Source organism: Natrarchaeobius versutus, assembly GCF_041205745.1.
GTDB lineage: Archaea > Halobacteriota > Halobacteria > Halobacteriales > Natrialbaceae > Natrarchaeobius > Natrarchaeobius versutus.
Genome location: NZ_JBGFCC010000001.1, coordinates 1,048,834 through 1,074,753, shown reverse-complemented (window position 1 = coordinate 1,074,753; position 25,920 = coordinate 1,048,834). Strand labels below are relative to the sequence as shown.

Below are 25,920 nucleotides of genomic sequence, written 5' to 3'. Positions count from 1 at the left end.
CCTCGCGACCGACGGGAGCGAGCGATGGGCATGGGCCAATGGGCTGTACTGTAACGGGGGGTGTGTAACCGTAACCAGCTAACCACCCCGGCGCTGTCATCCGATTACCTCCTCGACTTTGCCAAGCGTCTCAGTGTGCAGACCGTCGTTTCGGTATTCGTTCCACCGGGAATTGACCCATCCGTGGCTGTACGGCACGAATCGAGCGGTTTCACGATCCGTCATGCCTTCCTCTTTGCACCGGATCACCGTCCAGATCGCCGTCATCTTGGCCGCCTCGTCGGCCGCGAGATCGTCGGTTTCGTCGCCGTAGGCCGACCACGACCAGTCCGACGCCTCTTTCGTGTTGTACCGGAAGTCCGTCGGCGGAACGCCCTCGATATGGCCGTGAATATCGGCCAGTTCGGCGTTGCGAATCGAGTCTGCGATGACGGCTTTCTTCTTCGAGACCTTCTTGACGATCGTGCCGACGCGCCACAGCATCGGATGAATGGAACGCTCGCCGTGAGCGATGTAGATCAGTGCCCCGCCGTACTTGCGGATCTTGTAGACCAGCGGAGCCATCTTCTGACGGGTTTCGTAGCCCTGCTTCCCGCTTCCGCTGGCCGCACTCGAGAACTCGTCACCGATGAACAGTTTGGGTCGCTGGGCGTGCTCGAGGGGATCGCCGTCCTGTTCGACCCACTCCATCAGCGTTCCGTAGTCGGGAACCCAGCCGTCTTGCACGTCGCCGTCGTCGTCTACCCACCGGTTCTTTTCCTCGAGACTCTGGATGTTCGTCCCGAGAAGCGACTGTTCCGAGTGGAGTGCGCGCCATCGCTGGGCGAGCAGGCAGGCGAAATCGGTCTTCCCTGCCCCCATTTCTCCGAGTACGACGACGACGGGAGCCGGGCCGTCGATCAGTTCATCTACCTTCCCGATCGCCTTCAGCCCCGAGATGTCCGCCCGCTGTGACGAGTCACCCACCATGTGCTTGATTGTGGGTATATCGCCGTGCTCGAGTGCGTTCCGGAAGGTTTCAGTCCCTTCGACCATGCGGATTTGGCGGTGTTTCTCGAGGTCTTTCGCCTGCCCTGGCATCTTGTCCGGCCGGTCGGCCTCGAGCGGATCGTAGTGAATCGATCGGATCGACATCGCTCGAGAGACGTGCTCGTCGCGGACGATACCGCCGTGATCGTGAATTTCCCGGTTCGGCCGGTCGCTGTACCCCTCTTGGTGCTCGCGCGCCTGTGCGGTCGTGAACAGCGCTTGCTGGTCCGCTGTGGAATCGTCACTCATATCTCATCACCAAGCTCGAGGCGAAGGCCGACAGGGGTGATCCAGGCGTCGAGTCCACCACCGGGGAACGATGCAGACCAGTCGATTTCCACGATTCGGCCGGGATCGAACTCGTAGGAGTAGCTTCCCGAATCGAACTCGTCGTGTTCGATCTCCCGGCCGTCCGCGAGCGTCAGGGAGATCTCCATGTCCTGGTCGCCGCTGTGATCGACCTCGAGTTCGGTAGCGAACACGCCGGTTGGCTCCGCGACCTGATTCGTCGATGAATCGCCGGGGAACTCGAGTAGCTGTTCTTGCTCTCCGATTCCTGCCGTGATGTCGACCTCGTATTCTGTCATATCTGAGTCGCTGTCGCTGTTTTCCTCGCTGTCCGTGTCGTCGCCGTGGCTGTCCTCCGGTGGCGGCGGTGCCGGGATGACGAACTCGCTGTCTTCACCCTCGACACAGCCTGCGAGCGCCGCCGATGCGACGATGCTCGAGAGCAGTGAACGCCGGTCGATCGCTTGCTCACTCCCGTCGGTCATTCGAGTCCCCCGTCGGTCGCCGCGGCCTCGTGGCCGCTGTCCATCGTGATCGGTGCCGTCGGCTCGGTCGGATCGAAGTCGTGTTCGTAGTCTCCGAGGTCCTTCATTTCGTCCGTATTCCACTCGTCAGCGTCGTCTTCGGCCGCTTCGAAGCGGTCTTTCACGCTGGTTTTCTTCGTCATCAACCCGCGCTCGTCGGCTTCGGCCTGGGCGTTGATCGAGTCGCGTTCGATCTCGACGCCCATCTTCGAGATTCGCGCTCGAAGCCGGTTGTAGGCGATCGCCGTCCGAATCAGGTCGCCGTGGATGTCCTCGAGCATGGCCTTGACCGTGACGAGTTTCGAGTCCGCGAGTTGGCTGAAGTAGCAACCCGTGACGACCAGCGTTTCAGTGTCTTCGTACCACTCGAACTCGCGAACTTCCCAGACTTCGCTCTCGTCACACCAGTACGGCGACGGTCCTTCGACGGTCTTGTTTTCCCACGCTTCCGGCTCGACGTAGTACTTCTCACGAACGTCGGTGACGCCGTTGATGTGGTGTACGGGCACCATGTCCCGGTTGCGGAGCCAGCGAGCGCCGGTGACGAACAGCGCGAGCAGTGGCGGCCCCAGGAGCAAGAGCGCCGCCATCCAGCCGAAGACGATCGGCGGAATCCCCGGCACCGATGGACGGAACCAGATGAGCGCCGCGCCGAGTGAGACGAGCACGCCGAGAACGACGAGCTGGCCTTCGGCGGCGATGTACGTCAGTCGGTCAGACCACGAACCGAACGTGCCGCTGAGTCGGTCGTTCATGCCTTGACCACCCCGCTTTCTTCACTCCGAACGACGATCACCGCGCCCAGCGCGGCTAACCCGGTCGTCATTACGACACCGGAGAACAGTCCGCTCGTTCCGCCGAAGTGCCGGAACGGGTCTTGCTCGCCCTGTGTGCCGGTGCTGATGTACGGTCCGCGCTGTTCTTCCATCGAGAGTTGGGTAGCGAACGACAGCGCTACGCCATCGTTCTCACCGGCGAACGTGTCGACGTACACCGTGTTCTCTCCGTCGTCGATCTCTTCGACGATCGTTCGATACTCGCCACTGCCTTCCTCCCAGTCGGCGCTTTCGGCCATCGTTACCGTCGTCGACTCCAAGGCGAAGATGTGAACGACGAACTGGCCGTCGGTGAATTCCCAACCGGTGATGTACGTCTCGGAGTCGATCTCACGCACGTAGTCGTCGGGAATCCGGTCGTCGGGATCGGGCGCGGCCGCTAACCACGCCTCGAGTTCTTCTCGTTCATCGTCGGAGAGTTCCTCGCGTTGCTCGTCGGTCGCCCAGTTGTCGACCGTCTCGACCTGCTGGTACGACGCATTCTCGGCGTCGGTCCGCTCGAGAATCGAATGCAGGTTGCTCGAGTCGTCTGCCTCTGTTGCGTCTTCGCCGTCGGGTTCGTCGCTGTCCGCCTGGTCGGTGTCCTCGAGCAGGCCGCGGATCTCATCGATGACTCCGGCGTCGGTTTCGTTCGTCTCGGTGCTGTCGTCGGCGATCGCCGCCGCCGTGCCCATACCGCCCATGCCCATCGCGAGCGCGACGGCTACGGCCATCGCAACGTGAAAAATCCGGTTCATGGTGGTTAGGGCCTGATAACGACGATGACGATGACTACGACGGCCCCGACGAGAATGAGAAGGCCGACGATCGCCCCGCCGTGGTCGCCGAGGGCATCTTCGATGTCGCCGATTCCTGGCAGTGCGACGCCGCCACTGCTTCCGTCATCACGCTCGTCGAGTTCCTCGTGTAGCTCTTCGATCTCCTCGAGCAGTTCGACGTACTCGCTGGCGTTGTAGGTCTCGTAGTCGGGGCGATCCCACGTGACGTTGGTGACCGAATCACCGTCGGCGTCGTACATCTCCTCGATGACGAACTCTCCGTGTTCGAAGTAGATCGACTCGTTGTCGGTCGCCATCATGACGGTGCCGTTGAGGTCGTCGGTGTGGTAGGTTTCGTCCACCTCGAAGCCGTCTTCAGGGACGTCACCGGCGAACAGCAGACCCTCGTACGTCTCGGAGACGTCTTCGGAGTAGGTCGGTTCCCGCGTTTCGGCGGATTCGTTCCACTCGTAGTCGATCTCCGTGTAGCCGTCGTACGAGACAACCATCGTGCTGTCGAGGTCGCCGTGATCCAGGCCGAGAACGGACGAGAGTGCGATGCGGAACCGTTCTTCAGTTACCTCCGAATCGCCGGACATGTAGCGGACGATCCCTTCCGCGCCACGCACGTCTTCGGGATCGATATCTCCCTCGTCAAGCCCGGTGTAGAGGTCATCCGTAAAGTTCTCGTCGTAGTTGTTGACCGCTGTTTGCGCCTGGACGTCGATCTCTTCGAGACGTTGCTCAGGTTCACTCAAGTTGTACGCTTCCTGACTATCGAGGTTGTACTCGGGCTGGTTGAGCAACATGTACCGGCCGTCCCAGTTGACATTGGTGTTATCGTAACCGACGTTGGGCTCTCCGAAATCCTCGCCGAGTGCAGGCGTGTGGTAGCGGTCGTAGACCGACCCACTGATGTCTTCCTCGATTTCGAGGTGCTTCTCCTGCATCGTGTAGTTGTGGACGGTCCCGTTGCGGAGTTCGTAGCTCACTTCCGTCTCGTTGCCGGTGAAATAATGGTCGTCGGTACTCCAGCCACTGCCGGGAGAGGCCGTCGTGTGCAACATCTCGTCTTCGACACCCTCGATTTCACGGGATTGCGTGTTCTGATACGCGAGTTCAGCGTGGCGAGCCGAGGTTTCTTCGAGCACCTGAATCTGCAACCGGCTGTAGTAGTCGTTGATGGCCTGCTTGGCGGCAATGTCCGCTTCAGTTGTCGTATCGCCGTCTTCCCACGAGGTCGCGATCGCGTCGCGTGCCTCGAGCGAGGCGATCGCCGGTGTGTCCTCGAGATAGTTCCCGAGTAGGATGTTCGTCGAATCCCACGATTCCTGGGTGCTCTGGACGTTGACGTAGATGTCTGCCTCAATCCGATCCTCACCTTGCGAATCGTCGATGTCCTCGAAGTTCGCGACACCACACGGGTAGCCGTAGAGGAATCGGGCCGGAGAGTCGCAGACCTCTCGTGCGGTGTCTTCGGCAACGCTCCCGTCGTCGGCCGCCGCTGGCGTCGCCATCGCCGCCGGAGCGACGAGCGAGCCGACCAGCAGAACGACGAGCAGGATGGTCCCGAGGCGGTGGGCGATGGGCGTGGGCCGCACTCAGATCACCCCCCAGGCCGTCGCGAGGATCAGCGCGACGTACCCGCCACCGACGATCGCCGTCACCGCGCCGAGCGCCGCGAGTATGTCGTACGTTTCCCTCGAGAGTCGGTCAACCAGCATTCAGACCACCCCCGCGGCCATCACAGCAGTCAGGCCGATCGAGACGGCCGACGCGGTGACGATGTATCCGGAGATCACAGAACTGTACCACTCGGCCGTCTTCCCGTCGAATATCGATGTTTCTCTCATGTTACTTGTAGGCGATAATCCAGAAACCGGCCCCGTTCAGCAACACCATGAATACCCCGACGTACCACATCGAGATCATCGTCTCCTGGACCGCCGGGACGAGCGCCGAGAGGATATTCAAGATCACCATCAGCAGGACGATCACGAACTCGAGGTCGGTCAGGTCCTCTCTGGTTGTCTGGCCGTTAGTGACCCAGGCCGTGAAGATGACGACCATGGAGACGACGAACGCCCAGGTGATTTCGGTGCCGTGTGCCGCCCAGAGAACGTCGTTGAACGACCAGTCCCACGGAAGGGTGCCCGTCTCGAAGACGAACAACTGGGACATGGCGATCGTCGCGGCGACGAACACCGGAGCGAGAAAGCTGTCTGTGAGGTCTACACCGTCTTCTCGTCTGAGTCCGTTCGGGACCCAGCTCGTTGGTAGGCTGAGAGCCATTACGCCCAGCCGTCGAACCCATCCCGTCGAAAAGCTGAGTAAAACCGTGGCGAAACCTTGGTAAAACAGATTGTCAGCAACCTTTATACCAAGGCGGGTTGCCCGCCGGATATGGCGCTGAACAAGATACGCCGATTGGACCGAAATTCGTACGGTATCACGCTCCCGAAAGACGACCTCCGCATTGAGGGGCTACTCGACGAAAACGGTGAACTCAGAGACGAACATCACCTGCACATCCGTCACGTCGACGACGGCGAATGGACGCTCGAGCGCGTCGAGGAGATCGAGGCGTGAGCGAACTCTGTGGAACCCGGTCCTCGAGCCCGACCCCGTGGGGTTGCTCGAGAATGTATACACAATCCTCGATGTATGCACCTTCGAGGCTTGGGTTGCGGTTCGAGGTGCATCAAATCGGAGCCGATCCGGCGGGCCTCCGCGCCGATCGCCACGGACCGCGACCCCCCTTACTTAAAGAATCGACCGGTCACTCACCCGCGAGCGGCGCGAATCAACCCCCCGTGCATACACTCGCTTAAACCATGAGCTACGAAACCACGACTGAGACACCAGCAATCGACACTGAAACGCGTACGGCACTCGAGAAACAGGCGATTCGGCGAATCCGATCCGCTATTCCGTCAATTGTGTGGGCGGTACTGTGGATCGCGACGGCCGTCTACGCGACGACCGGAATCGTTGCGCCGATTCTCATTCTTGCGGTTGCGATCGTCTACCGGTATCGAACGGAGGTCGACGCATGACCAAGCGAACCAGCCTCAAGTTGACCGACGAACGACAGCGGAAGCTCGAGCGCGCCAGCGAGATCGTCGCCGCCGACGAGTACGACGACCCACCGATGTCCGTTGTGATCGACGCGGCGTTAGAGAATCTGATCGAACACGAGCGAAATCTCGACGACGCTCGAGGCGAGATGGACCCTGAAACGATCCAGCGATTCAACACGTCCGTTGTCGGGCTTCGGTATCGGACCTCAGTCGTTAGCAAGTGGCGATAACGCGACTCTCAGTACAGTTTCGAAAAGATAGAACGAAGATGAGGATTAGCGAAAGTCGTAGTCTTCGCTCGTGATCAGGGTCTCTTGCTCGCCAGCCACGCCGACCGCGACGATCGTGCCGCGTTGACCGTCCGGGTTCTCGAGGTCTCCCTCCGCGATCCGGAGGCTGTCGCCCGTCCCAAGTTCGGTGAGGTCATCCTCGTCAAGGTCGTTCGGCCCGCTCGATGCGAGGTGCTCGGCGGGATCGCCGGTAACGTTAATGCGGTCGGCGTTCCCGAGCGTTGTCACCTGGACGTCGATGTACTGCGGGTCGTGGTGAACGGTAATCGAGACGCCCGCTTGGACTTCCTCTTCGATGTCACCGCCGATATCGAGCACGAGCCCCGCTACAACGGCCGCGAGGATCACAGTGACAGCGACAACGAGGATTACCCCGACCACCGGTGAAACTCCTTGGTCATAGTGCCGATACTGTTGCCTAATCATGGGTGAATAAAACAGGAGGGAGGAAGAGTTAACTGAAGTCGTAGTCTTCGCTGTTTACTTGCGTTTCGGTCTCAGATTCCTCAATGACAGCAACCGCTGTCACGGTCCCGGAACTGGCCGAGAGGTTGTCCTCTCCCTCTGTGAGTGTTGTTGTATCCCCGACGGTCATGTTCAGACCCTCTCCGTCAAAGAGATTATCATCGTCAACATCTCCGCTCAGATTGACGTGGTCGGCGTTTCCAAGCGAGGTTACCTCAACTTGGACCTCTTCTGCCGATTCATCCACTTCGATCGTCACACCGGCCTGCGCTTCCTGCCCGACGCTCCCACCGAGGTCGAGCACGAATGCGGCGATCACGGCGGCCAGAATGACGGTAATGGCCACCATGAGGATCACTCCAATGACAGGCGAGACTGCCCGTTCGTCTTTGCTACCAACCAACTTGTCGCGGATTTTTGTTGCGTCCATGGTTATCGTGTAATTTTGTTTCCATTGCACCCCACGACAGCCGGAAAGCCTATGCGCGCCGACGTGGAACCATCGGCTTGCGCCCGGGGATTGGGGGTAAGCATAATCCACCCGGCGCTTCCTTCCTGCCGTCGATTTGGTGCTGATAGCAACGAGTGAATCCCGAGTATATATAATTAGTCGTTAGTATATTTCGGCCGGAAAATAACCGTCCGACATCGGTTTCAGAACTGATAATCAAGACCTTCCAGAGGGGTTACAGCACCCCATTGAACCAACGCCGTCTTGCGATTATCCGTACGGTGGCGCACAACCGTTATCCCTTATTGAAGTGGGGTGTCAAGTGGTGCTATGAGCAGGCAAGAACCATTGGTGACACCCCGAGACCTCGCCGCGACGTACGATGGCGGCTCCTATGAGGATGCCTCGATGGCCGTCCAAGAGTACCGCGAGGCAACTCGGTATGCGAGCAAACACGACGTCGGCTCGAGCGCAACCGCAAGTGCACTGGATCTCTCTCGGAGTCGGATTCGAACGTGGGTCGACGGCGACGGAATGCCCGATGCCGCTCGAGCGATCGACGTCGCTCTCGATTACGGCTGGCTCGAGTGTTCGTTTGACGATCCCGTTTTCACCGGATTGAACGCACTCGTCGCGAACGTCTTCTCCGGCGGCTCGATTGCGGAGGAGTACTACCGGCCGAGTTTTGCGCTCAATCACCGTGGCGAAGACTCACACGTCTTCGACGCTCTCGAGTTAGCTGGCGTCGAGTACGAGGTCATCGACGATCGTGCGAATCGGGGTGATGAGGTTCGTCCGGTCGAAGACGGTACTATTCTCGGCCGGACGCTCGCAATCCTCGGCGCACCTGTCGGCCCAAAGTCAAAACAGCGCCTCGAGTTGCCAGCGTATCTCGATGAGGGTCCTGAACACGTCCGCGAGACGTTCGTTTACGCGTATCTCGAGAATCGGGCGATAGAACACGACGAAAAACGGACGCTCACCATCAGAGAAGACCGAAACCGAACCTACCTATCTGCACTCTCAGACCTAATCAACGACGTCGCTGGCGGGGGAGTGAGGTTGAAAAAGCACGACATCATTATTTCTGCCGACGCTTCGCGCGCTCTCGGGACAGTTCGCTGAGGCCGTCGGATTACTCGTCTCGCTCCAAGTCCGTCGCCTCGAGTTCTCCCTCGAGGTAGGATCGCCCCCTATCAGTGATCTCGTAATATCCTCGATTCGTGTCGACTTTCTCGAGAAGACCATGATCAACCAGAATCGGAAGTCGGCGTTTCACTGTTGGGTGGGATACTCCATCAAGATTATACGAGACGACTGCTGGTGGCATTGCAATCCCCACTTCCTCGAAGAACTCGAGAATCGCGGGATCGGATTTAGTCATCCACGGTACCAGCGGGCGCATTCACTTGGGTGTCACACTTCGTCATCATAACTGCAGGTGACACACCCGTGATCAATACTATTTGGGATCGAGACTGATACCATATAGGATTAGATTTAATACCCACACGTTCCTGGTAGAGGTAACGGAAGTCAGACGGACCCGCCACTACCCGGCCGGGTCTTCGAGAGAACGCGGACCCGGTGTTAGGGCCACCGGCCCGCTGGCCTCCGTATCCAAGCTACGGAAGCATGCAATCGCACGATGCAACGGGGGAAAAAGCCCCCGATCGACCGCACAGTATCGACCGCGGCCCACAGCCCACGGCCGACTCGAGAAGAATCGGAAACAGTATCGGAAATCACCGACACGCTCGAAAACAGGTTAGTGAGCCTGTAATTCGGCAGTCGCTATTCTATCGGAAAATCGGAAACCGCACGGCAGTAGCTAAGAGGGTAGCACAGAGACGTACCAAAGCACCGACGGACAGCGACCGCACGCGTCTGATGTTCCACCAACCGACGCGTGCGGTGAGTCCGCGGTCCCAAATCACTGAGACCATGCACGAATGCACGCTTCGATACAGTAAGAGTACCGCTTACAATCAACCCGCTGACAGCCGCGAGGTGGGTCGATGAGTTCTGAGTCCGCCCGTGTCGGCGGTTGCGATACACCGACCTGTTCTGGCGACGCCGAGACGATCACTCCCGAGGGCTACGTCTGCGAATCCTGCGCGGCGAAGATCACCGCCGAGTACGAACAGGTTCGCGAGCGCGATCTCGAAGCTGGTGGCGGTCAAGCGTGAGACGATACGAGTTCCACACCCCGGAGGATCCGCCGGAGATCGTGATGGCCGAACGGCTCGAGGCTATCGCCGCCGATTTGGAGCGAGTCGCCGACGCGCTCGAGGAGGGGTCGGAGTGAGCGACGATCTGCAACCGCTCTCCCCCGACGAAGGTGTGAGCCGATTCCTTCGCCACCACCGGCCGGGAGTGCGGGAGTCGTCGTACCGCAACGCGAAGCACCGTCTCTCGGTGTTTCTCGAGTGGTGCGACGAACGGGACGTTGACAATTTGAACGACCTCGACGGCCGCCAACTGTCCGATTTCGTCGACTGGCGACGGGTCGACGTCGCGCCGATCACGCTTCAGAAACAACTCAGTAGCGTTCGGCAGGCGCTTCGGTGGTGGGCCGACATCGAGGCCGTCACCGATGGGCTCGCCGAGAAACTGCACGCGCCGGAGCTACCGGACGGTGCCGAGTCGAAAGACGTCTTCCTCGCACCTGACCGGGCGAAGATGGCCCTCGAGTACTTCGACCGGCACCACTACGGCTCTCGAGACCACGCTCTGTTGGCGCTTCTCTGGCGGACCGGAATGCGCCGGAGTGCGGCACGCTCGATCGACGTCGACGACCTGGAGCCGGACCAGCACGCGGTTCGGGTTGAGCACCGAATCGACGAGGGGACGAAACTCAAGAACGGCGAGAGTGGGAACCGCTGGGTCTACCTCGGGCCGAAGTGGTTCGCCGTTCTCGAGGCCTACCGTGACAACCCGGATCGGACGGAAGTTGTCGACGAGTACGGTCGTGAGCCGCTTTTCACGACACGGCTCGGGACCCGGCCTCAAGGCGACACGATCTACAAGTGGGTCACTCGAGCGTTGCACCCGTGTACCTACGGCGAGTGTCCACACGACCGGACACCCAGTTCTTGCGAAGCTCGAGGACAGAGTGCGAGTCTCTCGAAGTGCCCGTCAGCACGATCGCCTCACGCGGTCCGGCGGGGAGCAATCACGCATCACTTGAATCAGGACACGACTCCCGAGGTCGTGAGCGAGCGGATGGACGTCTCGCTCGAGGTCCTGTATGAGCACTACGATGCACGCACCGAGCGCGAAAAGATGGAAGTGCGGAAGAAGAACTTGTCATAAATATGAGATATTCAACCAAAACCACCAGTATAGTGACCGAACGTGCATCCCGGCGAGTCCACTTTTTCACGTCGCTTCGCTCGTTCAGTCGTGGACTCACTGGGAGTCTTCACCGTTCGATTTCCGATTGTCGGTAGTGTCGAACGTCCGGTGGTCCGTACGATCTGGGATTGGCAGTCCGATCCGGGATCGTCAACGATCGACCTACGGCTCTGACGCTTCGTGTCCTGATGCCACGACCCACGAACACAGTCGTTCGACGACGGCCTCGGCGACGACGGTGGCGATCCGATCCGGCGTGTCGGTGAGATCCCAGACGTAGTCACCGGTTCGCGTCACCGTCACCCACTCGAGATAGCCGGCTCGATCGAGTTCGAGCAACAGTTCTTCGAGGGCCGTCTCGTCGAATCGGTGGCCGGTCGACGATTCGATGCTCGCGACGAGCTGTGGGGTGGTCGCGACGACGTGGTCGTCGCGATCGAGTTCGTTCGGCGACGGGGACGTGATGGAAGGCGACGGCGGCGTGTTGGACATACTCGGGTAGAGGCTCGTAGCGGAACCTCCATTACGACTGGCGTGTACCACGACAGGATTGATACGGGCGCCCCTGTCCACTCTGAGGAGCGCGTTCGGAAACCGACGACACGTACTGCGTCGTCCGTACAGCCAAGTCCTCGGAGCGACACGTTCCGTGTATGGTGAACGACAGCCACGATGGTCGGGACGTTCCGACGGATTCGTTCGACCTCGAGTACTCCGACCGAGTTAGGGTTGGCGTCACGCGCGGGGAGTACGACCTCGAGATCGGCCCTCCCCGAGAGTATCCGGACCGAGGCGACCTCTCCGTGCGGCCGGATACGGACGGTGACGGATTGATCTTGCTGAGCGTCGACGCGATGGCCGGCGATCACGGAACCGGCCACGCGGACGTAACACTGACGCTCGAGGAGGGCCGGGCGCTTCGGGATCTCCTCGACGAGACGATTCGATGGATGGGCGAAACCGAGGCCGAAACTGATAGCTCGGCTGACGATCGGCTCTAACCCGCGACTGATCGGGACCGCTAGAACGATTTCCAACAGTCTCTCTGAGCGGTGGTGTCACGAACGACGGTACGATCTCGTCTGGCGTCGGGTAACGATATGGCTTCGTCTGGCGTCGGGTGACGGGACGATTTCGTCGGAGATCAGGTCAGTATCGACGAACGGGAGCCCGTCTGAACAGATATTCACGCCGATCGAACGGCAGCGTCGACCGGACGTCCCTGGCTACTCCTCGGGGCTGGGCGAGTGGAGTCGCGAGAGGTACGAGGCGAGATCCGTCGTGGTGACGATTCCGATCGCACCCGCTTCCTCGTCGACGACGGGGACGTGTTTGAACCCGCGTTCGACCATCAGATCCGCGACGTCGCGGATGCTGTCCTGGGCGGAGGCCGTCACGACGTCGGTGCTCATGTACCGCGAGACCGTCGTATCCGCCTTCGGGTGGCTCTGTGCGACGATATCGACGAAGTCGGTCGTCGTCAGGATTCCCTCGAGGTGGCCGTCGTCGTCGACGACGATTACGGACCCGATGTCGTTCTCGAGCATCACCTGACCCGCGTCCTCGACGAGCGTATCGGGCGTTACCGTCCGAAGCGACGTCGACATGACTCGCGCGACGAAAATGTCTTGCATACTGTATTATTCTGCTTACACAGTATAAGGATTGTCGAATCGGCGGATTGCGCCACTGATCACTCCACCGGACGCTCAGCCTACCTTTAAATAGGAATTCGAACATACTCGGTGACGTACCAGAGATGTCCGCCGACTTTCCGCTCGAGGGGACGTGCAAACTCCGATCGGGGCCGAGCGGCGATCCCGTCGATTCGATCGCCGCCGAGTACGCCACCCTGGCCGACGAGTACGGGCCCCGAAACGTGCTCGTGTTGAAACGCCACCCCGCCGGGCTCGAGCGCATCGAGGAAGCACTCGCCGACGTCGCGGCGACGAGTTCGCCGCGTTCGCCCCGGATCGAATCGGTGCCCGAACACGCCTCCAAGGTCGTCGAGGAGTTCGACCCGACGCTCGACCGCCTCGAGTACGAAGAGCGGATCGAACTCATCTCGCTCGTAATCGACGGCACGAGTCGAGACGTCCCGGCGTACATAGAGCGGGCGTCGGCCCACGAGAGCTTCGTCCGCGACGTCGGCCAGCTGTTGCTCGAGGCGACCCGACAGGGGATCCGCCTCGACGACCTCGAGCGTGCGGACGAGACGCCACACGACTGTCTCGCGTTCCTCTACGCGATCAACGACCGGTTTCACGAGGAGATCGCGAGCCGCGACTACGTCGAGCGGGCGGACGTGATCCCCCGCGCGGTCGAGTTACTCGAGGCCGATGCAGACGGGCTCCGGGCGCGCGTGACCGATTCGATCGACGCCGTCCTCGCCGTCGAGTTCGAGGAGTACCGCCGGCTGGATCGTCGGTATCTCGCTGCGCTTTCCGCCGACGCGGACCTCGTCTGTCTCGGCGAACGCCACGCCAGCGTCGACCGGACTCGCGTCGAGAGGGGCCGGATCGGGGACGTCGTCGGCGCCGGCCTCGAGATCCAGACGCTCGAGGAGACGGCCGAGGGTAGTCGATCCGAGGATCAGGCTCCACACGACGCACTAACGCGATTTCTCGCGACCGGCGAATCGCCCGCGGGACGGTCGGGTCGGGCGAAACGAATCCGGACGCGGACCGCACGCGATCAGTTCCGGGCCGTGGCGACCGAGATTCGGTCGTTGCGCGAGCGCCACGGCTGGCGATACGACCAGTTCGCGGTCGCCGTCCCGCGAATCGAGCGGGTTCCCGAGACGCGGCGATCGCTTCGCGAAGCGGGCGTCCCGACGGCGACGATCGGGACGCCGTCGCTGGCCGAAGACCCGGCGGTCAACGAGCTGTTCGCGTTCGTGACGGTCCAGTGTGATCGTGACCGTGGCGGCGCGGAAGCCGATCGACGCGAGCGCCACCGGGACGACGACCACGACGCCGCACTCGAGCGCCTCCGAGCGCGCGTCGACGATTTCTCGCCCGCCTTACTCGAGGCGTGTTCGGGCGCCGGCGTCTCGCGGTCGCTCGCGCGGTGGATACTCGAGACCGATCTGAAGGGACGGATCGGCGCAACCGAGGAGTGGGTCGACGCTCGCGAACAGTACGAGGGGGTCCGACGGGTGCTCGAGATTGCTCGCTTCGTCGAGGAGACCGATCTCGTGGGCCCGGACTGGCAGGGACTGCGGCGGATGCTCCGGCGAACGATCCGATACGATGCACCGTACGTCCACACGGTCGAAGCCCGATCGCCGACTGGCGGCGTGGCGGTTCGGCCGATCGAGGACCTGAAGTACGACTCTCGGGCGGCCGTCTTCGTCCTCGATCTGATCGACGAGACCTACCCGGGAGAGCAGTTTCTCACCCAGTTATTTCCGACGGCCTGGCTTCACGAGATGTCGACCTACCCGGCCGTCACCGACCTCTCACCAGCCGACGTCGAATCGACGTTCGCGCCGGCGTCGGGTGACGACGGCGTCGGGACCCCATTCGAACGATACCACGCCCAGCGCTCGCGTCGTCGGCTCGCACTCGGATCGCGGGCGGCCCGAAGCGTCCTCTACTGTTGTTCGTACGAACGAGGCTCCGGCGGCCTCCGTCGAACGTACGACGAATCGCGCTATCTCACACTGATCGACTCGACGTCCGGAATCGAACTCGAGGACGTCACCGACGACGCGACTGCGGCGGTCCGCGGCGCGTCGACCGCCGTCGAGACGATCTTAGCACAACCCCGTGGCGAACTCGAGCGGGTGCTTCGCGAGGCGAGTACCGGGGGTGAGGCGGATCTCGGCGCGACGGAGGCGCTGTTCTGTGAAATCGCGCTCGTCCTCGAGGACGACGTCGATCCCGACCTCGCGGCGGCGATTCGCTCACAGTTCGAGTTCGCCGCGGGCGAGGTGATTTCTGATGAGTGACAGCGGCTCGAGCGAAACGCGCAACGACGGGGCGGGTAGAACACATGGTGGCGGTTCGGACGGAACACACAACGACGGTTCGAGCGACGAGCGGCCCGCTGGTCCCGGCGACGAACGCCCCTGGAACCGTCCCGAAGAACCGCTCTCGATCGACGGGATCGGGACCTATCTCCGGTGTCCGCGCCAATACGAGTTCGCCCGCGTCCACGGCCTCGAATCCGCTGACGAGAGCGACGGTTCCGACCGCGTCGATTTGCTCCGACGAGCGATCTGTGCGGCGTTGCGGACCGGGAAGACCACCCACGGCGCGCTCCTCGAGGCCGGTCTGACGAGACTGGCCGAGCTGTGGGGAGACCACGACGAACGGTTTCACTCCCGGACCCAACGCCGACACGAGCGGACGGTGCTCGAGGCGACGCTCCGGGCGTACGTCGAGGCGGTCGGAACGGACCACGCCGCCGGGCTCGAGCAGTGTGTCGGCGCCGACGTGACGTGTGCCGACCTCGTCGGCCCTGGCCTCACGCTTTCGCGAACGGTGTCCCCGTCGAAAACCGCGGAATCCGCCGGTTCGGAACCTGGTGACGATCCGTCCCCGATCGAGATCGAGGCCGACGTCGATTACGTCTTCCGCGACGGCTCGTCGCTCGTCGCGGCCCGGTTCGTGCCGACGCTCGCGTCGCTCGGACTCCTCCGGTATCGATCCCGGTGGAAGGGCGACGTCGCCGGCCACTTCGTCGACCACTTCGACCGCGAGAGCGACGTCTACGACCCCGAGGCCGTTGGCGCGCTGTTCGAGACGGCGGTCGTCCTCGGCGGTCTCCGAAGCCTCCGGGATCGACTCGGCCTCGGTGGGAAGACGTGTCGATACGTTCGGGTCCCGCTTGCGGACCGCTCGAGAACGTCGGTCAACTGGGTCCGCGGATCCGTCGAGACGAGCGTCAAGATCACGGATCTCACGGATGTCTACGTCGACCAGCACGCCTACGCCATGACCCACGAACACCGAAACGAGACGGTCGACGGTCGCCTCGCCGCGATCGTCGGCCGCATACGTGCCGGGAAGTTCGACCCCACCGATCGGTGGGAACAGGTCCAGCGGGCGGCCTGTCCCGACTGTGGCTACGCGGTCTGCTGTCAGGACCGTATCGCCTCGGAGGTGCAGTTCGATGGGTGAAGACGACGGGCTCGAGCCGAGGGGCAACCAGCGAGCCGTCATCGAGAGCCGCGTCGCGTGTCTCTCCGTCGACGCCGGCGCGGGCACCGGTAAGACGACGACGATGCTTGCCCGCCTCGAGCGTGCGATCGAACGCGGCGAGATCGACCCCGACGAGGTGCTGGTGTTGACGTTCGCCAACGAGGCGGCGGCGAGCATCCGCGACGCTGTCGCCGACCGCCTCGACCCGGAGACCGCGGCGGCGATCGACGTCCATACCTACCACTCGTTCTGTTATCGACTGGTCCGGGAGTACGCCTACGCGGTGGGCTACTCCCCGGAGTTCGAGGTGGTCACCGAACGCAAGCGTCGCCGGATCGTCGGTCGCTTACTCGCCGAGAACGAGTACGAGTTCGCGGCCGCGTCGGGCGGCGACGGCTCGGCGGTCGACCTCGTCGACGCCGTCGATCGATTCGTCCGCACGATGAGCCGCGAGGACGTCACGCCGGAGACGCTACGGGCGACCCTTCCCGACGTCCGGACCCTCGAGTTGTTGACCGAGTTCGTGCTCTGGCTCGAGCGCCAGGCGAGCGAGGAGCTATCGTTCGACAACGAGGCGTTCAGGTTCTTTAATCGGGAGGAACACCTCGAGGCGGGCCGCGAATCACTGGTCGAGTACGGCACGCTCATCTCGTTCTGTCGGGAGAAGATCGCCGAGGCACCGGCGGAGTTTCGCGACGACGAGGTGGTTCGTGACGTCGACCGTTACCTCCGTCTACTCCAGCAGTGCGTGACGAACACGATCGAGGCGCTCTCGCTCGACGAGCCGACGACCAAACAGCTTCCGCGCGCGCTATTCGGCAACGAAATTTGGGGGAGACGAACCGACCGGCTCGAGCAGAGCCCGTTCGGGCGGCTGAAACACTACGTCGAGTTCCTCCGACTGGCTCGTCACTACGCGGACGTCTACGCGGATTATCACGAGCACCTCGGCGAGGAACGTGCGCTTGACTTCGACGAACTGGTGCGGACGGCGACGGGGCTGGTCCGCGGTGATGGTGAGGTGGGACGAATCGCTGGAGGCGGAGCGAACGAGTCTCCCACGGAAGAATCGATCGCCGACGAGATCGCGACTCGGTGGGAGCACGTCTACTGCGACGAGTTCCAGGACACCGACGAGACGCAGTTTGCGCTGATTACGGCGCTCACCAGCGGCCTTGACCGGCCCGACCTGCTCGCGATCGGCGACAAGGACCAGGCGATCTACGGCTGGCGTGGCACCGACCGCGAGGGACTCGACAGGCTCGCCGACGCCTACGACGACCACGAATCGATCGAACTCGGGCTCAACTTCCGATCGCGCCAGGAGATCCTGGATCTCGCAAATTACTGCGAGTACGGCACACAGTCATCGAAGACGTTGCGAGAGGTCGACCGCGAGCCCGGGACGTACGGCGAACCGCCGATGGGGGAAAGCGAGCGGACGGACGGCGACGCCGACCCGGCGACTGGCGGTGATCCGAATCCCCGTCCGGATCGCGTCGTCAAAGTCGAGAGCGACGAACTCGGGCTCTCGACGCCCGAACAGGTATCGACGGCGGTCTCGAGGCTGTTGAACGGCGAGTCGGAGAACGTTCCCCGACGGTCGCTCGCCGACATCGCCGTCATCGTCCGGACGAACCGCCACGCACAGGCTATCGCCGACGCGCTCCAGGAACGTCGGATTCCCTACGAGATTTCGCGCTCGCCGCGCGGGGAGATCGCACCCGGCGTGCAGACGGTGCTGTCGTACTTCCGGGTGCTCGTCGATCCCGGCGCGGACGCCCACCTCCGGCGCGTGTTGCTGTACCGATATCGACTCCCCGAGAACGACCTCGAGGGGCTCCAGCGTCGGGACGGATCGCTGTACGACGCCGTCTTCGACGTCGATGCCGTGACTCTCGAGCGTCCGGAACGCCTCGAGCGGGCGCGTGACCACCTCGCCGAACTGGAGACGATGCGCGACGTCTACCCGTTGCCGGGGTTCGTCCGCCGGTTTCGCGAACTGACCCGCCTCGAGTGGTTCCTGACGGCCGAGGAACGAACCGATCTCGACCGACTCGAGCGCTTCGTCGAGGCCTACGAGTCCGACGCGGCGATCCGGTCGCTCTCGACGGGGTTCGTCGACGGCCTCGAACGGACCCTCCGCGGGAGCGAGCGCGAGCGCACTCGCGGCACGCGATCGGACGACCGGATCGACGTCATGACGGTCCACCAGGCCAAGGGCCTCGAGTTCGATACGGTGCTCGTCCCCTACCTCTCCGACGAAGAGTGGTGTGTCGAGAACGATTACGCCGAACGCGCCCGGTATCGACTGCTCGCGGCGACGCTCGACGACGGCGCCGGTTCGCCGTTGTTCACCGATCTCGCGGCCGAGACCGTCGCCGAGGAGTGGCGGGTGCTTCACGTCGCGCTCACCCGCGCCGAGAATCACCTGTTCGTCTTCGGCTCGCCGTACGACTACGACGGTGGAGCGGACGATCTCGGCGTCTCGACCGCAGAAGCCTGTCTCCACGCGGAGATCGAGTGGTCGGTCGCCGGCGAGCGCATGGCGCTGTGGTCGTCGCTGATCGAGAGCTTCGAGCGGGTTCGCGAGAGCTATCCCGATACCGTCGCGGATCGAACCGATGCGATCGCGCGCTCGGCGGACTCGAGTCCGGGGACGATCACCTACTACGCCGGGTACGGCGATCGAGCCGTCGAACCCCTCGAGACCGGCGAGGCGATCGAAACGGTCCACCGACTGGGGCGGTTGCTTCGCGACGGGTCGCTGTTACCCGCGGCCGACGCCGCGGACGTCCTCGGACGGATCGGTCCGTCCTCCGATCCCCCCATTCGAGTACCGAGTGGCCGACAGCTCTCGGCACTGACCGCCGAGACCACGCGGTTCCCGATCGACTCGCTCTCGAACACCTCGGAGTTGCCGGTCGCCATGCGCCACAGCTACACAGCGATGGAGACCCACGATACCTGTCCCCGGAAACACTACCTCGATCACGTCGTCCGTGCGATCGACGATCCGCTCGAGGGGACGACCGTGACGGCGTCGAATCAGACCGGCTTGCCGACCTCGAGTTCTCGTCTCGTTGGAACGGTCTTCCACGACGTCGCGGAGGAGGCGTTCTATCGTGGGTTGGATACTCGCGAGGAGTGGCACGAGGCGGCGATCCGCCAGCTCACCGCTCGCGGTCTCACCGCCTATCGCGAGCCGGTGGTTGACTGTATCGACCGGTACTTCCGGGCGACTGCGCCCGGGTTCGACCGACCGGTCGCCGACTGGGAACAACTCGCCGCCGAGCGCCCCTTCTCGCTCGCGGACGTCCCCGGCCTCGAGGGCGAGGTCGTCGGCTACGTCGACTCGATCCGGCGGCTCCCGCCGGCCGACGCCGGCAACGTGCCGATCGACGGCGCTCCCGGCGATCTCGTCGTTCTCGACTACAAGGCCACCGCCGACCGGATCGATCCCGCGGACGCGACACAGTTGACGCTGTACGCTCGAGCCTGCGAGCGATGGAGCGAGGAGTCGATCACGGCGGTCGGCTACGTCTACGTCGGCGACTCGGGGCCCGCCGTCGATCTCTACGAGCCGGCGGAGTTGCCGTCGTGGTCCACCGTCCGGGGCTCCCTCGAGTCGGTCGACGACCCGTCTTACGCGGAGACGTCCCCCGGTGTGCACTGTCGGTACTGTCCGCACCGCTCGCTTGGGTGTGGACCCGAGGAGTACGCGCCCGCGGTCGCCGACGACGACTGAGCCGTCGACGCCCGTCGTCGATTCGCGACTCCGGAGGGCTTTATCCGGGTCGAGACTAACCGATCGCTATGATCGAAGCGACGCTCTGTTTCCCGCTTCGGTGGGTCGACGGCGCGAACGGGAGCGGTTCGGGCGAAGTCGTTGCGGACGGGGCGACGGGGGGCCGACGGCGAGAGGTGCTCCTGATCGAGAAACGACGCGGACTCGGCGAGGGGTGGTACAACGGACCCGGCGGCAAACTCGAGGACGGCGAGACGCCGCGTGAGTGTGCCGTCCGGGAGACCCGCGAGGAGGTCGGCCTCGAGATCGATCCCACAGCCCTCGAGAAGGCGGCCGAGTTGACGTTCTCCCTCGACGGCGAGGGCCACACGTTCTGTCACGTCTACTGCACCGAGTCGTTCGCCGGCGAGCCGAGGCCATCGCCGGAGGCCCGCCCCGAGTGGGTCCCGCTCGAGGACGTGCCCTACGACCGGATGTGGGAGGACGACCGGCTCTGGCTCCCCGGCGTCCTCGAGGGGCGGACGGTCGTCGGCGAGTTCGCGTTCGAGGGCGGCGAACCCCTCGACGAAGCCGACTTCGTCGACCACGACCTCGAGTGGGACGTCCCGCTCGAGGACGCCGTGGATGGGGGATGACGGTCGATTGTGGATTTTCACGGGATAGCAGTCCGTCTCAGGTGTCGTTTAGGTACCAGCGCTGGCTGTCCTCGCCGACGTCTTCCCACTGCCGTACGTTCGCGCCGTCGTGGGTCCCGAAGTCGGCGACCTCGAGGACGTTCCCGCTCAGGACGTTCGTGAGGACGTAGGACTCTCCATGCTCGCTGATCTGCCAGCGTTGGCTGTCCTCGCCGGCGTCTTCCCACTGCTGTACGTTCTCGCCGTCCTCGGTTCCGAAGTCGGCGACCTCGAGGACCTTTCCGGTTGCCCCGTTCTCGACGACGAACGCGTCGCCGTCCTCGGTGATTTCCCACCGCTGGTCGTCGCCGCCTGCGTCCGTCCACTGTTGGACGTTCGCGCCGTCGTCTTCGTTCTCGATCCCCTCGACGTCGAGGACCTTGCCGCTCAGAGCGTTTTCGATGACGTACGTCCCCTCGAGGGCGGAGTCGTCTTCGACGACGAGCGTCGCCTCGTCCTCTTGACCGGCGAACGTCACCGCGAGGTCGTACTCGCCGACGGCGAGGTCGGCGGACTCGACCGGAAGTGAAACCGTCGTCGACTCCTCTGGTTCGAGATCGACGTGTACCGACGCCTCTGGCTCGCCCTCGAGGCTGAGTTCGACGTCACTCGAGAGCGCCTCCTCGCCCGCACTCGCCGTAACGTCGGCGTCGACGGTCTCACCTTCCGCGACGGAGACGGTGGGGTCGGCGAATCCGATCGACGGTTCGGGCTCCGGCGGGGTCGCGCCGTCGTCCGGCGCGTACATCACCCACCCCTCTGCCGGCACCGTCAGTTCGACCGTTCTGTCCTCGCCGACCTCGAGGTCGTCGCCGTGGTCGGTATGGTCGGTGAGGACGACGTCGCTCCAGGACGTCTCGACCTCGAGGGTTCGATCCGAGTCGGCGACGGAGATGCCCGCGAGCAGATTCTCCTCGCGTTCGTAGACGTACGTCTCGGTGCCGGCGTAGCGGTCGATCAACGCACCCGAGGCGAGGTTCGTCTTGACCCAGACGAGCGTCTGCAGGTCGGCGTCCTCGAGGTCGGTCGGACCGTCGCCACGAACGCCGGAGCGATAGAGGTGTGGCGTGCCGGGGTAGGAGAGGACGAACGCGTTCGCGAGATCGACTTCGTGGCCCTCGGGTTGGTCCGGTTCGACGCCGGGGCCGACGGTGTCGTGGTTCTGGACGAACGTGACGGCGGCGTCCGGATCCTCGTGGACGACGCCGGCACCGCTGTCGGCGTGAAGTCCGCTGAGATCGCCGCTCTCGATCGCGTCCGAAAGCGTCGCGTACAGCGGGAAGTCGTAGACGTCCATGCCGGTGTCGACGTACTCGAGGAGCGATCCCGGATCGCTCTCGTCCCAGACCTCGCCGACCCGCCAGAGGCCAAGGTCGTCACAGAGCGGATTGATGATCTCCTCGAAGTACTCGGGCCAGACGTGGGCGGCGGCGTCGAACCTGACGCCGTCCGCGCCGAGATCGGCGATCTTCGTCAGGTAATCGACGTGGGCCGCCTGGACCTCGGGGTGGAGCGTATCGAGGTTCGGCAACGAAAGCAGGGGTTCGTCGTACTGGGGATCCCTGATCTCGCCGCGGTAATCGTGGTAGGGGACGACGGTGAAGTGTTCTTCCGTCTCGAATTGGGGCCACTCGAGTTCGCCGCCCCACGGCTCTTCGGGCGCATCGGGGTTGGCCACGTGATTCAAGACCGTATCGAGGACGACGTCGATCCCGCGGTCGTGAAGCGTCTCGATCAGCGACTCGAGTTCAGCCTCGGTACCGAGCGCCGAGTCGAACTCGCGAAGGTCGACGGGCTGGTAGCCGATCGGCGGGTGGGGATCACGCCACCCGAACGGCGAGCGTTCGTCGTCGTAGAATCCATACTCACCGTCGGACGCGAGATCGTCCCAGTCGAGTTTGCCGAGTGCGGGCTGGGGGAGCCAGACCGCGGTGACGCCCGCTTCATCGAGCAGGTCGACGCTCGCCTCGACCTCGGTCCACTCGGTGTGAAAGTACTGATAGATGACCGGTTCACCGTCGACGTCGGCCTCGCACTCGAGTGCGCCGACGGGGCTCGAAATGCTTGCCCCGGTGGCGACAACTGCGCCGAGGGCCGCGCTTGCTTTCACGAAGCTTCGTCGATCGAGTACGTCCGTCCTATCGAGCCTGTGGTTGTCTCCCATGGCAACTGACTAGAAAAGATACTACGTAATAATTCATCACACTTTTTACGAGCTTTCGTAACTGTGTCCTCGATCGGTGATGGTCGACGGAAACCGAGGTTCGAACGGGTCGAGCGTACCGCTTGCTGATCGAAACGTGTACCGACACGAATCTCCGGACGGGTCGGACCCGGGGCCGACGGCTACGCCCGCAGGACGACTTTCCCCGAACTCTCCCGGGACTCGACGTACTGGTGGGCGTCGGTGGCGTCCTCGAGCGCGAACGTCTCTCCCACGATGACCTCGAGGTCTCCGTTCGTCAGTCCCGCCGTCAGTTCGGGCACTGCCTCCATGATCCGCCCGGGATCGCGAGCGACCGCCTGGCCGAGGTGAAAGCCCGTGACGGTCTTGTTCTCGAAGAGGAGTCGGCGGTTCTCGGCCGCGGCCGGGTCGCCGCTCGCGATGCCGTAGGTGACCATCCGGCCGAAGTGGGCCATCGCGTCGAGGCTTCGATCGAAGACGTCGCCGCCGACGCTCTCCAAGACGAGATCGACGCCGTCGCCGCCCGTCTCTTCCTCGACGATCTCGCGAAAGTCCGCCTCCTCGTAGTTGATTGGGTGATCACAGCCGAGGTCGGCGGCGAGGTCGAGTTTTTCCGCGGCGCTCGCGGTTCCGAACACCTCCGCGTCGGCGTTCGACGCGAGTTGAACGGCGGCCGTCCCGACGCCGCCCGCCGCGGCCTGGATCAACACCGTTTCGTCGGCCTCGAGGTCGACCCACCCGAACAGACAGGAGTGTGCCGTCAGAAACTGGATGGGGAAACCGGCGGCTTCCGTAAACGCCACCCCTTCGGGGATCGGGAACAGTGATTGGACGTTCGCGGTCGCGTACTCCGCGTAGCCGCCGCGGTCGACCATCGCGACGACCCGGTCGCCCTCCTCAAGGTCGGTGCCAGCTTGCGACTCATCGCCGCTCGCGCCGTTCGCGCTCTCCCCGATCACGTCGACCGTCCCTGCGATTTCCATCCCCGGAACGTACGGCGGTTCGGGACCGCCTGGATACTGCCCGCGCCGTTGCATGACGTCCGCGAAGTTGATGCCGGCCGCCTCGACGTCGATTCGAACCTCGTCAGCGTCCGGTTCCGGAACCGGCGCGTCGACGGCCTCGAGTCGATCGCTGTCGCCGTAGGCCTGAACTTCGATGGCTCGCATACGACGACGGGCGTTACCGATCGGCATAAAAGTCGGCGATCGGCCGGGGACGACGGTCGTCGCGGGGGGAGAAGTGCTGTGAGTGAGTACGCGAAGACGGGTTCGCCGGTCACTGCGGGAACGCGCCGTCGTCCGTCGTTCGCATGGTTTAAGACTGCGCTGACTGACTGTCGAGACAATGAGCGACGAGAGCCAGGAACTCGGAATCACCGAGTCGAAATCGCACAAGCCCGGCGAGTGGTACGCCGAAGTCGTCCAGAAGGCCGGCCTCGCGGACTACGCGCCGATGGGCGGCTTCATCGTCACGAAGCCTCGAGGGTACGCCCTCTGGGAGCGCATCCAGGAGTCACTCGACGGCTGGTTCAAACAGACCGGCGTCGACAACGTCTACTTCCCGATGTTTATCCCGGAATCGTTCTTGGAGCGCGAGAAGGACATCGTCGAAGGGTTCGACCCCGAGGTCGCGTGGGTCACCCAGGGCGGCCACGACGAACTGGAAGAGCGCCTCGCCGTGCGCCCGACCAGCGAATCGATCATCGCACCCTTCATGGCCGACTGGACGCGGAGCCACCGGGACCTCCCCTTGCGACTCAACCAGTGGTGTTCCGTGGTACGCTGGGAGGCCACCGAGACGAAGCCGTTCTTCCGGACGAAAGAGTTCATGTGGCAGGAAGGCCACACCGCCCACGCGACCGACGAGAGCGCCTGGGAGGAGGTCTGGACGCGCCTCTCGCAGTACGAACGCGTCTACGAGGAGGTACTCGCGATTCCCGTCTTGCGCGGGAAGAAACCCGACCACGACAAGTTCCCCGGCGCGGACACGACGACCACAGTCGAGGCGTTGATGCCCGACGGCAAGTCCGTCCAGGGCGGGACGAGCCACCACCTCGGCCAGAGCTTCGCCGAGGCGTTCGACATCACGTTCGTCGACGAGGACGAACGAGACCGGACCGCGTACACCACCTCCTGGGGGCTCTCTTGGCGCGCACTCGGCGCGCTCGTCATGACTCACTCCGACGATCAGGGGCTCGTGCTCCCGCCGACGATCGCTCCCACGCAGGTCGTCATCGTCCCCATCTGGCAAGAAGACACCAAAGACGAGGTCCTCGAGTACTCCCGGTCTATCGCCGACGAACTCGAGACGGCCGGCGTTCGCGTCGAACTCGACGACCGCGACGAGCGCAATCCCGGCTTCAAGTTCAACGAACACGAACTCAACGGCGTGCCGCTTCGCCTCGAGATCGGCCCCTACGAGGTCGAAGACGAGGAGGTCACGCTCGTCCACCGGCCTGACAACGAGGAGTCGGTCGAAAAACGCGAGGAAATCGTCGACGCCGTCGATACCCACCTCGAGACGATCTACGACAAACTCTACGAGACGGCGGCCGAGAACTTAGCGTCCAATATCCGCGAGGCCGAAAGCCCCGAGGAGATCATGGGAACGATCGGCAAACACGGCGGCTACGTCAAGGTGCCGTGGTGTGGCGACCCGGCCTGTGAGGAGGCGATCAAGGAGAAAGTCTCCGCCGAAATCGTGATGCAACCGCTCGAAGACCAGGGTGGAACGACCGCGGGAGTCCCGAAAGCACCCGACGACGAGGACGCAACGTGTGCGGTCTGTGGAGAGCCCGCCGACCAACTCGCGTACTTCGCCAAGAGCTACTGACGGAGCCCGCGCCGGCCCACTCGCTCTCGGTTTCGGGCCCACTCGGACTCGGTTTTAGTTTCGGTTCACGCCGGCTCGCTCGGTCTCGGTTCACGCTCGGAACCGTCACGAACTTCGTTTTCGCCCCCGACGATCGTTCGATTCGCTCGGTTGGTCGACCACTCGAGACGGTCCGTTTCGGCCTCGAGAGCGTGCGTGTGGTCGACACCCAAACCTAACCCTTTAACCAAAGATTCCTTGCCACCCCTTCGAG

27 protein-coding genes are annotated in these 25,920 nt (G+C 63.3%); 13 read left to right on the top strand and 14 right to left on the bottom strand.

Annotation, left to right across the window (positions count from 1 at the left end; all coding sequences use genetic code 11):
* Positions 1-96: 96 nt before the first annotated feature.
* The 7 genes from AB7C87_RS05150 to AB7C87_RS05120 form a co-directional block, all read right to left on the bottom strand.
* Entirely contained in the window at positions 97-1,278 is a 1,182-nt protein-coding gene (locus AB7C87_RS05150) for a hypothetical protein (protein ID WP_369728327.1), read from the bottom strand.
* Complete coding sequence (locus AB7C87_RS05145; RefSeq protein ID WP_369728325.1) at positions 1,275-1,802, bottom strand: hypothetical protein; 528 nt, start codon at positions 1,800-1,802, stop codon at positions 1,275-1,277. Before AB7C87_RS05145 ends, AB7C87_RS05150 begins: the two co-directional genes overlap by 4 nt.
* Positions 1,799-2,596, bottom strand: a complete 798-nt coding sequence (locus AB7C87_RS05140) for a hypothetical protein (protein ID WP_369728324.1) — start codon at positions 2,594-2,596, stop codon at positions 1,799-1,801. The genes AB7C87_RS05145 and AB7C87_RS05140 overlap by 4 nt, the downstream gene beginning before the upstream one ends.
* Positions 2,593-3,390 carry a DUF8063 family protein gene (locus tag AB7C87_RS05135; protein ID WP_369728323.1) on the bottom strand — a complete coding sequence of 266 codons (798 nt, stop codon included), beginning with the start codon at positions 3,388-3,390 and terminating at the stop codon, positions 2,593-2,595. The genes AB7C87_RS05140 and AB7C87_RS05135 overlap by 4 nt, the downstream gene beginning before the upstream one ends.
* 29 nt (positions 3,391-3,419) lie before the next feature.
* On the bottom strand, positions 3,420-5,036 hold the full coding sequence (locus AB7C87_RS05130; protein WP_369728322.1) for an Env/VP5 family phage fusion protein: 1,617 nt from the start codon (positions 5,034-5,036) through the stop codon (positions 3,420-3,422).
* A complete protein-coding gene (locus AB7C87_RS05125) occupies positions 5,037-5,159 on the bottom strand; it encodes a hypothetical protein (RefSeq protein WP_369728321.1) in 123 nt (40 codons plus the stop codon).
* A 130-nt stretch (positions 5,160-5,289) separates the two neighbouring features.
* The gene (locus AB7C87_RS05120) at positions 5,290-5,727 is read right to left on the bottom strand and encodes a DUF8023 family protein (protein WP_369728320.1); all 438 of its coding nucleotides are present in this window, start codon (positions 5,725-5,727) and stop codon (positions 5,290-5,292) included.
* 111 nt (positions 5,728-5,838) lie between these two features.
* Here AB7C87_RS05120 and AB7C87_RS05115 point away from each other — a divergent pair, with 111 nt between their 5' ends.
* The 3 genes from AB7C87_RS05115 (at position 5,839) to AB7C87_RS05105 (ending at position 6,745) form a co-directional block, all read left to right on the top strand.
* Positions 5,839-6,024, top strand: a complete 186-nt coding sequence (locus tag AB7C87_RS05115) for a DUF8053 family protein (protein WP_369728319.1) — start codon at positions 5,839-5,841, stop codon at positions 6,022-6,024.
* A 245-nt stretch (positions 6,025-6,269) separates the two neighbouring features.
* A complete protein-coding gene (locus tag AB7C87_RS05110) occupies positions 6,270-6,491 on the top strand; it encodes a hypothetical protein (protein ID WP_369728318.1) in 222 nt (73 codons plus the stop codon).
* The gene (locus AB7C87_RS05105) at positions 6,488-6,745 is read left to right on the top strand and encodes a DUF7386 family protein (RefSeq protein WP_369728317.1); all 258 of its coding nucleotides are present in this window, start codon (positions 6,488-6,490) and stop codon (positions 6,743-6,745) included. The genes AB7C87_RS05110 and AB7C87_RS05105 overlap by 4 nt, the downstream gene beginning before the upstream one ends.
* 45 nt (positions 6,746-6,790) lie before the next feature.
* Here AB7C87_RS05105 and AB7C87_RS05100 read toward each other — a convergent pair whose 3' ends face one another.
* On the bottom strand, positions 6,791-7,231 hold the full coding sequence (locus tag AB7C87_RS05100; protein WP_369728316.1) for a type IV pilin domain-containing protein: 441 nt from the start codon (positions 7,229-7,231) through the stop codon (positions 6,791-6,793).
* A 28-nt stretch (positions 7,232-7,259) separates the two neighbouring features.
* Positions 7,260-7,700: a type IV pilin domain-containing protein gene (locus tag AB7C87_RS05095; RefSeq protein ID WP_369728315.1), complete on the bottom strand. Its 441-nt coding sequence runs from the start codon at positions 7,698-7,700 to the stop codon at positions 7,260-7,262.
* Between the two features lie 351 nt (positions 7,701-8,051).
* On the opposite strand from AB7C87_RS05095, the gene AB7C87_RS05090 reads away from it, so the two are divergent.
* On the top strand, positions 8,052-8,846 hold the full coding sequence (locus AB7C87_RS05090; protein ID WP_369728314.1) for a hypothetical protein: 795 nt from the start codon (positions 8,052-8,054) through the stop codon (positions 8,844-8,846).
* A 10-nt stretch (positions 8,847-8,856) separates the two neighbouring features.
* Here the strand turns inward: AB7C87_RS05090 and AB7C87_RS05085 are convergent, their stop codons facing one another.
* Positions 8,857-9,126, bottom strand: a complete 270-nt coding sequence (locus AB7C87_RS05085; protein WP_369728313.1) for a winged helix-turn-helix domain-containing protein — start codon at positions 9,124-9,126, stop codon at positions 8,857-8,859.
* Positions 9,127-9,739: 613 nt separating this feature from the next.
* Here AB7C87_RS05085 and AB7C87_RS05080 point away from each other — a divergent pair.
* The 3 genes from AB7C87_RS05080 to AB7C87_RS05070 are packed head-to-tail and all read left to right on the top strand — an operon-like array spanning position 9,740 to position 11,036.
* The gene (locus AB7C87_RS05080) at positions 9,740-9,910 is read left to right on the top strand and encodes a hypothetical protein (RefSeq protein ID WP_369728312.1); all 171 of its coding nucleotides are present in this window, start codon (positions 9,740-9,742) and stop codon (positions 9,908-9,910) included.
* Positions 9,907-10,029: a hypothetical protein gene (locus AB7C87_RS05075; protein ID WP_369728311.1), complete on the top strand. Its 123-nt coding sequence runs from the start codon at positions 9,907-9,909 to the stop codon at positions 10,027-10,029. The genes AB7C87_RS05080 and AB7C87_RS05075 overlap by 4 nt, the downstream gene beginning before the upstream one ends.
* Positions 10,026-11,036 carry a tyrosine-type recombinase/integrase gene (locus AB7C87_RS05070; protein WP_369728310.1) on the top strand — a complete coding sequence of 337 codons (1,011 nt, stop codon included), beginning with the start codon at positions 10,026-10,028 and terminating at the stop codon, positions 11,034-11,036. The genes AB7C87_RS05075 and AB7C87_RS05070 overlap by 4 nt, the downstream gene beginning before the upstream one ends.
* Positions 11,037-11,240: 204 nt before the next feature.
* On the opposite strand, the gene AB7C87_RS05065 is transcribed toward AB7C87_RS05070, so the two are convergent.
* Positions 11,241-11,570 (bottom strand): hypothetical protein, encoded by a 330-nt coding sequence (locus AB7C87_RS05065; protein ID WP_369728309.1) that lies wholly within the window; start codon positions 11,568-11,570, stop codon positions 11,241-11,243.
* A 161-nt stretch (positions 11,571-11,731) separates the two neighbouring features.
* Here AB7C87_RS05065 and AB7C87_RS05060 point away from each other — a divergent pair, with 161 nt between their 5' ends.
* Positions 11,732-12,079 carry a hypothetical protein gene (locus AB7C87_RS05060; RefSeq protein WP_369728308.1) on the top strand — a complete coding sequence of 116 codons (348 nt, stop codon included), beginning with the start codon at positions 11,732-11,734 and terminating at the stop codon, positions 12,077-12,079.
* A gap of 225 nt (positions 12,080-12,304) precedes the next feature.
* On the opposite strand, the gene AB7C87_RS05055 is transcribed toward AB7C87_RS05060, so the two are convergent.
* Complete coding sequence (locus AB7C87_RS05055) at positions 12,305-12,712, bottom strand: CBS domain-containing protein (protein ID WP_369728307.1); 408 nt, start codon at positions 12,710-12,712, stop codon at positions 12,305-12,307.
* A 125-nt stretch (positions 12,713-12,837) separates the two neighbouring features.
* Between AB7C87_RS05055 and AB7C87_RS05050 the strand changes: the two genes are divergently transcribed.
* The 4 genes from AB7C87_RS05050 to AB7C87_RS05035 all read left to right on the top strand — a co-directional run bounded on the left by AB7C87_RS05050 (position 12,838) and on the right by AB7C87_RS05035 (position 20,608).
* Positions 12,838-15,030 (top strand): PD-(D/E)XK nuclease family protein, encoded by a 2,193-nt coding sequence (locus tag AB7C87_RS05050; protein ID WP_369728306.1) that lies wholly within the window; start codon positions 12,838-12,840, stop codon positions 15,028-15,030.
* The gene (locus AB7C87_RS05045; protein ID WP_369728305.1) at positions 15,023-16,204 is read left to right on the top strand and encodes a PD-(D/E)XK nuclease family protein; all 1,182 of its coding nucleotides are present in this window, start codon (positions 15,023-15,025) and stop codon (positions 16,202-16,204) included. The genes AB7C87_RS05050 and AB7C87_RS05045 overlap by 8 nt, the downstream gene beginning before the upstream one ends.
* On the top strand, positions 16,197-19,973 hold the full coding sequence (locus AB7C87_RS05040) for a UvrD-helicase domain-containing protein (protein ID WP_369728304.1): 3,777 nt from the start codon (positions 16,197-16,199) through the stop codon (positions 19,971-19,973). Before AB7C87_RS05045 ends, AB7C87_RS05040 begins: the two co-directional genes overlap by 8 nt.
* A gap of 68 nt (positions 19,974-20,041) precedes the next feature.
* On the top strand, positions 20,042-20,608 hold the full coding sequence (locus AB7C87_RS05035; protein WP_369728303.1) for an 8-oxo-dGTP diphosphatase: 567 nt from the start codon (positions 20,042-20,044) through the stop codon (positions 20,606-20,608).
* 37 nt (positions 20,609-20,645) lie between these two features.
* On the opposite strand, the gene AB7C87_RS05030 is transcribed toward AB7C87_RS05035, so the two are convergent.
* Positions 20,646-22,811, bottom strand: coding sequence for an RICIN domain-containing protein (locus AB7C87_RS05030; RefSeq protein ID WP_369728302.1), 2,166 nt, complete (start codon positions 22,809-22,811; stop codon positions 20,646-20,648).
* Positions 22,812-22,993: 182 nt separating this feature from the next.
* The gene (locus tag AB7C87_RS05025; protein ID WP_369728301.1) at positions 22,994-24,001 is read right to left on the bottom strand and encodes a quinone oxidoreductase family protein; all 1,008 of its coding nucleotides are present in this window, start codon (positions 23,999-24,001) and stop codon (positions 22,994-22,996) included.
* Positions 24,002-24,179: 178 nt separating this feature from the next.
* On the opposite strand from AB7C87_RS05025, the gene proS reads away from it, so the two are divergent.
* On the top strand, positions 24,180-25,667 hold the full coding sequence (proS, locus tag AB7C87_RS05020; protein ID WP_369728300.1) for a proline--tRNA ligase: 1,488 nt from the start codon (positions 24,180-24,182) through the stop codon (positions 25,665-25,667).
* Positions 25,668-25,920 lie beyond the last annotated feature (253 nt).

Excerpts from the sequence above, each read along its gene's own strand:
- AB7C87_RS05145 (WP_369728325.1), bottom strand. The coding sequence starts at position 1,802 with ATGACCGACGGGAGTGAGCAAGCGATCGACCGGCGTTCACTGCTCTCG.
- AB7C87_RS05060 (WP_369728308.1), top strand. The coding sequence starts at position 11,732 with ATGGTGAACGACAGCCACGATGGTCGGGACGTTCCGACGGATTCGTTC.
- AB7C87_RS05140 (WP_369728324.1), bottom strand. The coding sequence starts at position 2,596 with ATGAACGACCGACTCAGCGGCACGTTCGGTTCGTGGTCTGACCGACTG.
- AB7C87_RS05100 (WP_369728316.1), bottom strand. The coding sequence starts at position 7,231 with ATGATTAGGCAACAGTATCGGCACTATGACCAAGGAGTTTCACCGGTG.
- AB7C87_RS05045 (WP_369728305.1), top strand. The coding sequence starts at position 15,023 with ATGAGTGACAGCGGCTCGAGCGAAACGCGCAACGACGGGGCGGGTAGA.
- AB7C87_RS05040 (WP_369728304.1), top strand. The coding sequence starts at position 16,197 with ATGGGTGAAGACGACGGGCTCGAGCCGAGGGGCAACCAGCGAGCCGTC.
- AB7C87_RS05110 (WP_369728318.1), top strand. The coding sequence starts at position 6,270 with ATGAGCTACGAAACCACGACTGAGACACCAGCAATCGACACTGAAACG.
- AB7C87_RS05095 (WP_369728315.1), bottom strand. The coding sequence starts at position 7,700 with ATGGACGCAACAAAAATCCGCGACAAGTTGGTTGGTAGCAAAGACGAA.
- AB7C87_RS05080 (WP_369728312.1), top strand. The coding sequence starts at position 9,740 with ATGAGTTCTGAGTCCGCCCGTGTCGGCGGTTGCGATACACCGACCTGT.
- AB7C87_RS05090 (WP_369728314.1), top strand. The coding sequence starts at position 8,052 with ATGAGCAGGCAAGAACCATTGGTGACACCCCGAGACCTCGCCGCGACG.
- proS (WP_369728300.1), top strand. The coding sequence starts at position 24,180 with ATGAGCGACGAGAGCCAGGAACTCGGAATCACCGAGTCGAAATCGCAC.
- AB7C87_RS05085 (WP_369728313.1), bottom strand. The coding sequence starts at position 9,126 with ATGCGCCCGCTGGTACCGTGGATGACTAAATCCGATCCCGCGATTCTC.
- AB7C87_RS05120 (WP_369728320.1), bottom strand. The coding sequence starts at position 5,727 with ATGGCTCTCAGCCTACCAACGAGCTGGGTCCCGAACGGACTCAGACGA.
- AB7C87_RS05035 (WP_369728303.1), top strand. The coding sequence starts at position 20,042 with ATGATCGAAGCGACGCTCTGTTTCCCGCTTCGGTGGGTCGACGGCGCG.
- AB7C87_RS05055 (WP_369728307.1), bottom strand. The coding sequence starts at position 12,712 with ATGCAAGACATTTTCGTCGCGCGAGTCATGTCGACGTCGCTTCGGACG.
- AB7C87_RS05105 (WP_369728317.1), top strand. The coding sequence starts at position 6,488 with ATGACCAAGCGAACCAGCCTCAAGTTGACCGACGAACGACAGCGGAAG.
- AB7C87_RS05135 (WP_369728323.1), bottom strand. The coding sequence starts at position 3,390 with ATGGCCGTAGCCGTCGCGCTCGCGATGGGCATGGGCGGTATGGGCACG.
- AB7C87_RS05125 (WP_369728321.1), bottom strand. The coding sequence starts at position 5,159 with ATGCTGGTTGACCGACTCTCGAGGGAAACGTACGACATACTCGCGGCG.
- AB7C87_RS05065 (WP_369728309.1), bottom strand. The coding sequence starts at position 11,570 with ATGTCCAACACGCCGCCGTCGCCTTCCATCACGTCCCCGTCGCCGAAC.
- AB7C87_RS05150 (WP_369728327.1), bottom strand. The coding sequence starts at position 1,278 with ATGAGTGACGATTCCACAGCGGACCAGCAAGCGCTGTTCACGACCGCA.
- AB7C87_RS05030 (WP_369728302.1), bottom strand. The coding sequence starts at position 22,811 with ATGGGAGACAACCACAGGCTCGATAGGACGGACGTACTCGATCGACGA.
- AB7C87_RS05050 (WP_369728306.1), top strand. The coding sequence starts at position 12,838 with ATGTCCGCCGACTTTCCGCTCGAGGGGACGTGCAAACTCCGATCGGGG.
- AB7C87_RS05115 (WP_369728319.1), top strand. The coding sequence starts at position 5,839 with ATGGCGCTGAACAAGATACGCCGATTGGACCGAAATTCGTACGGTATC.
- AB7C87_RS05025 (WP_369728301.1), bottom strand. The coding sequence starts at position 24,001 with ATGCGAGCCATCGAAGTTCAGGCCTACGGCGACAGCGATCGACTCGAG.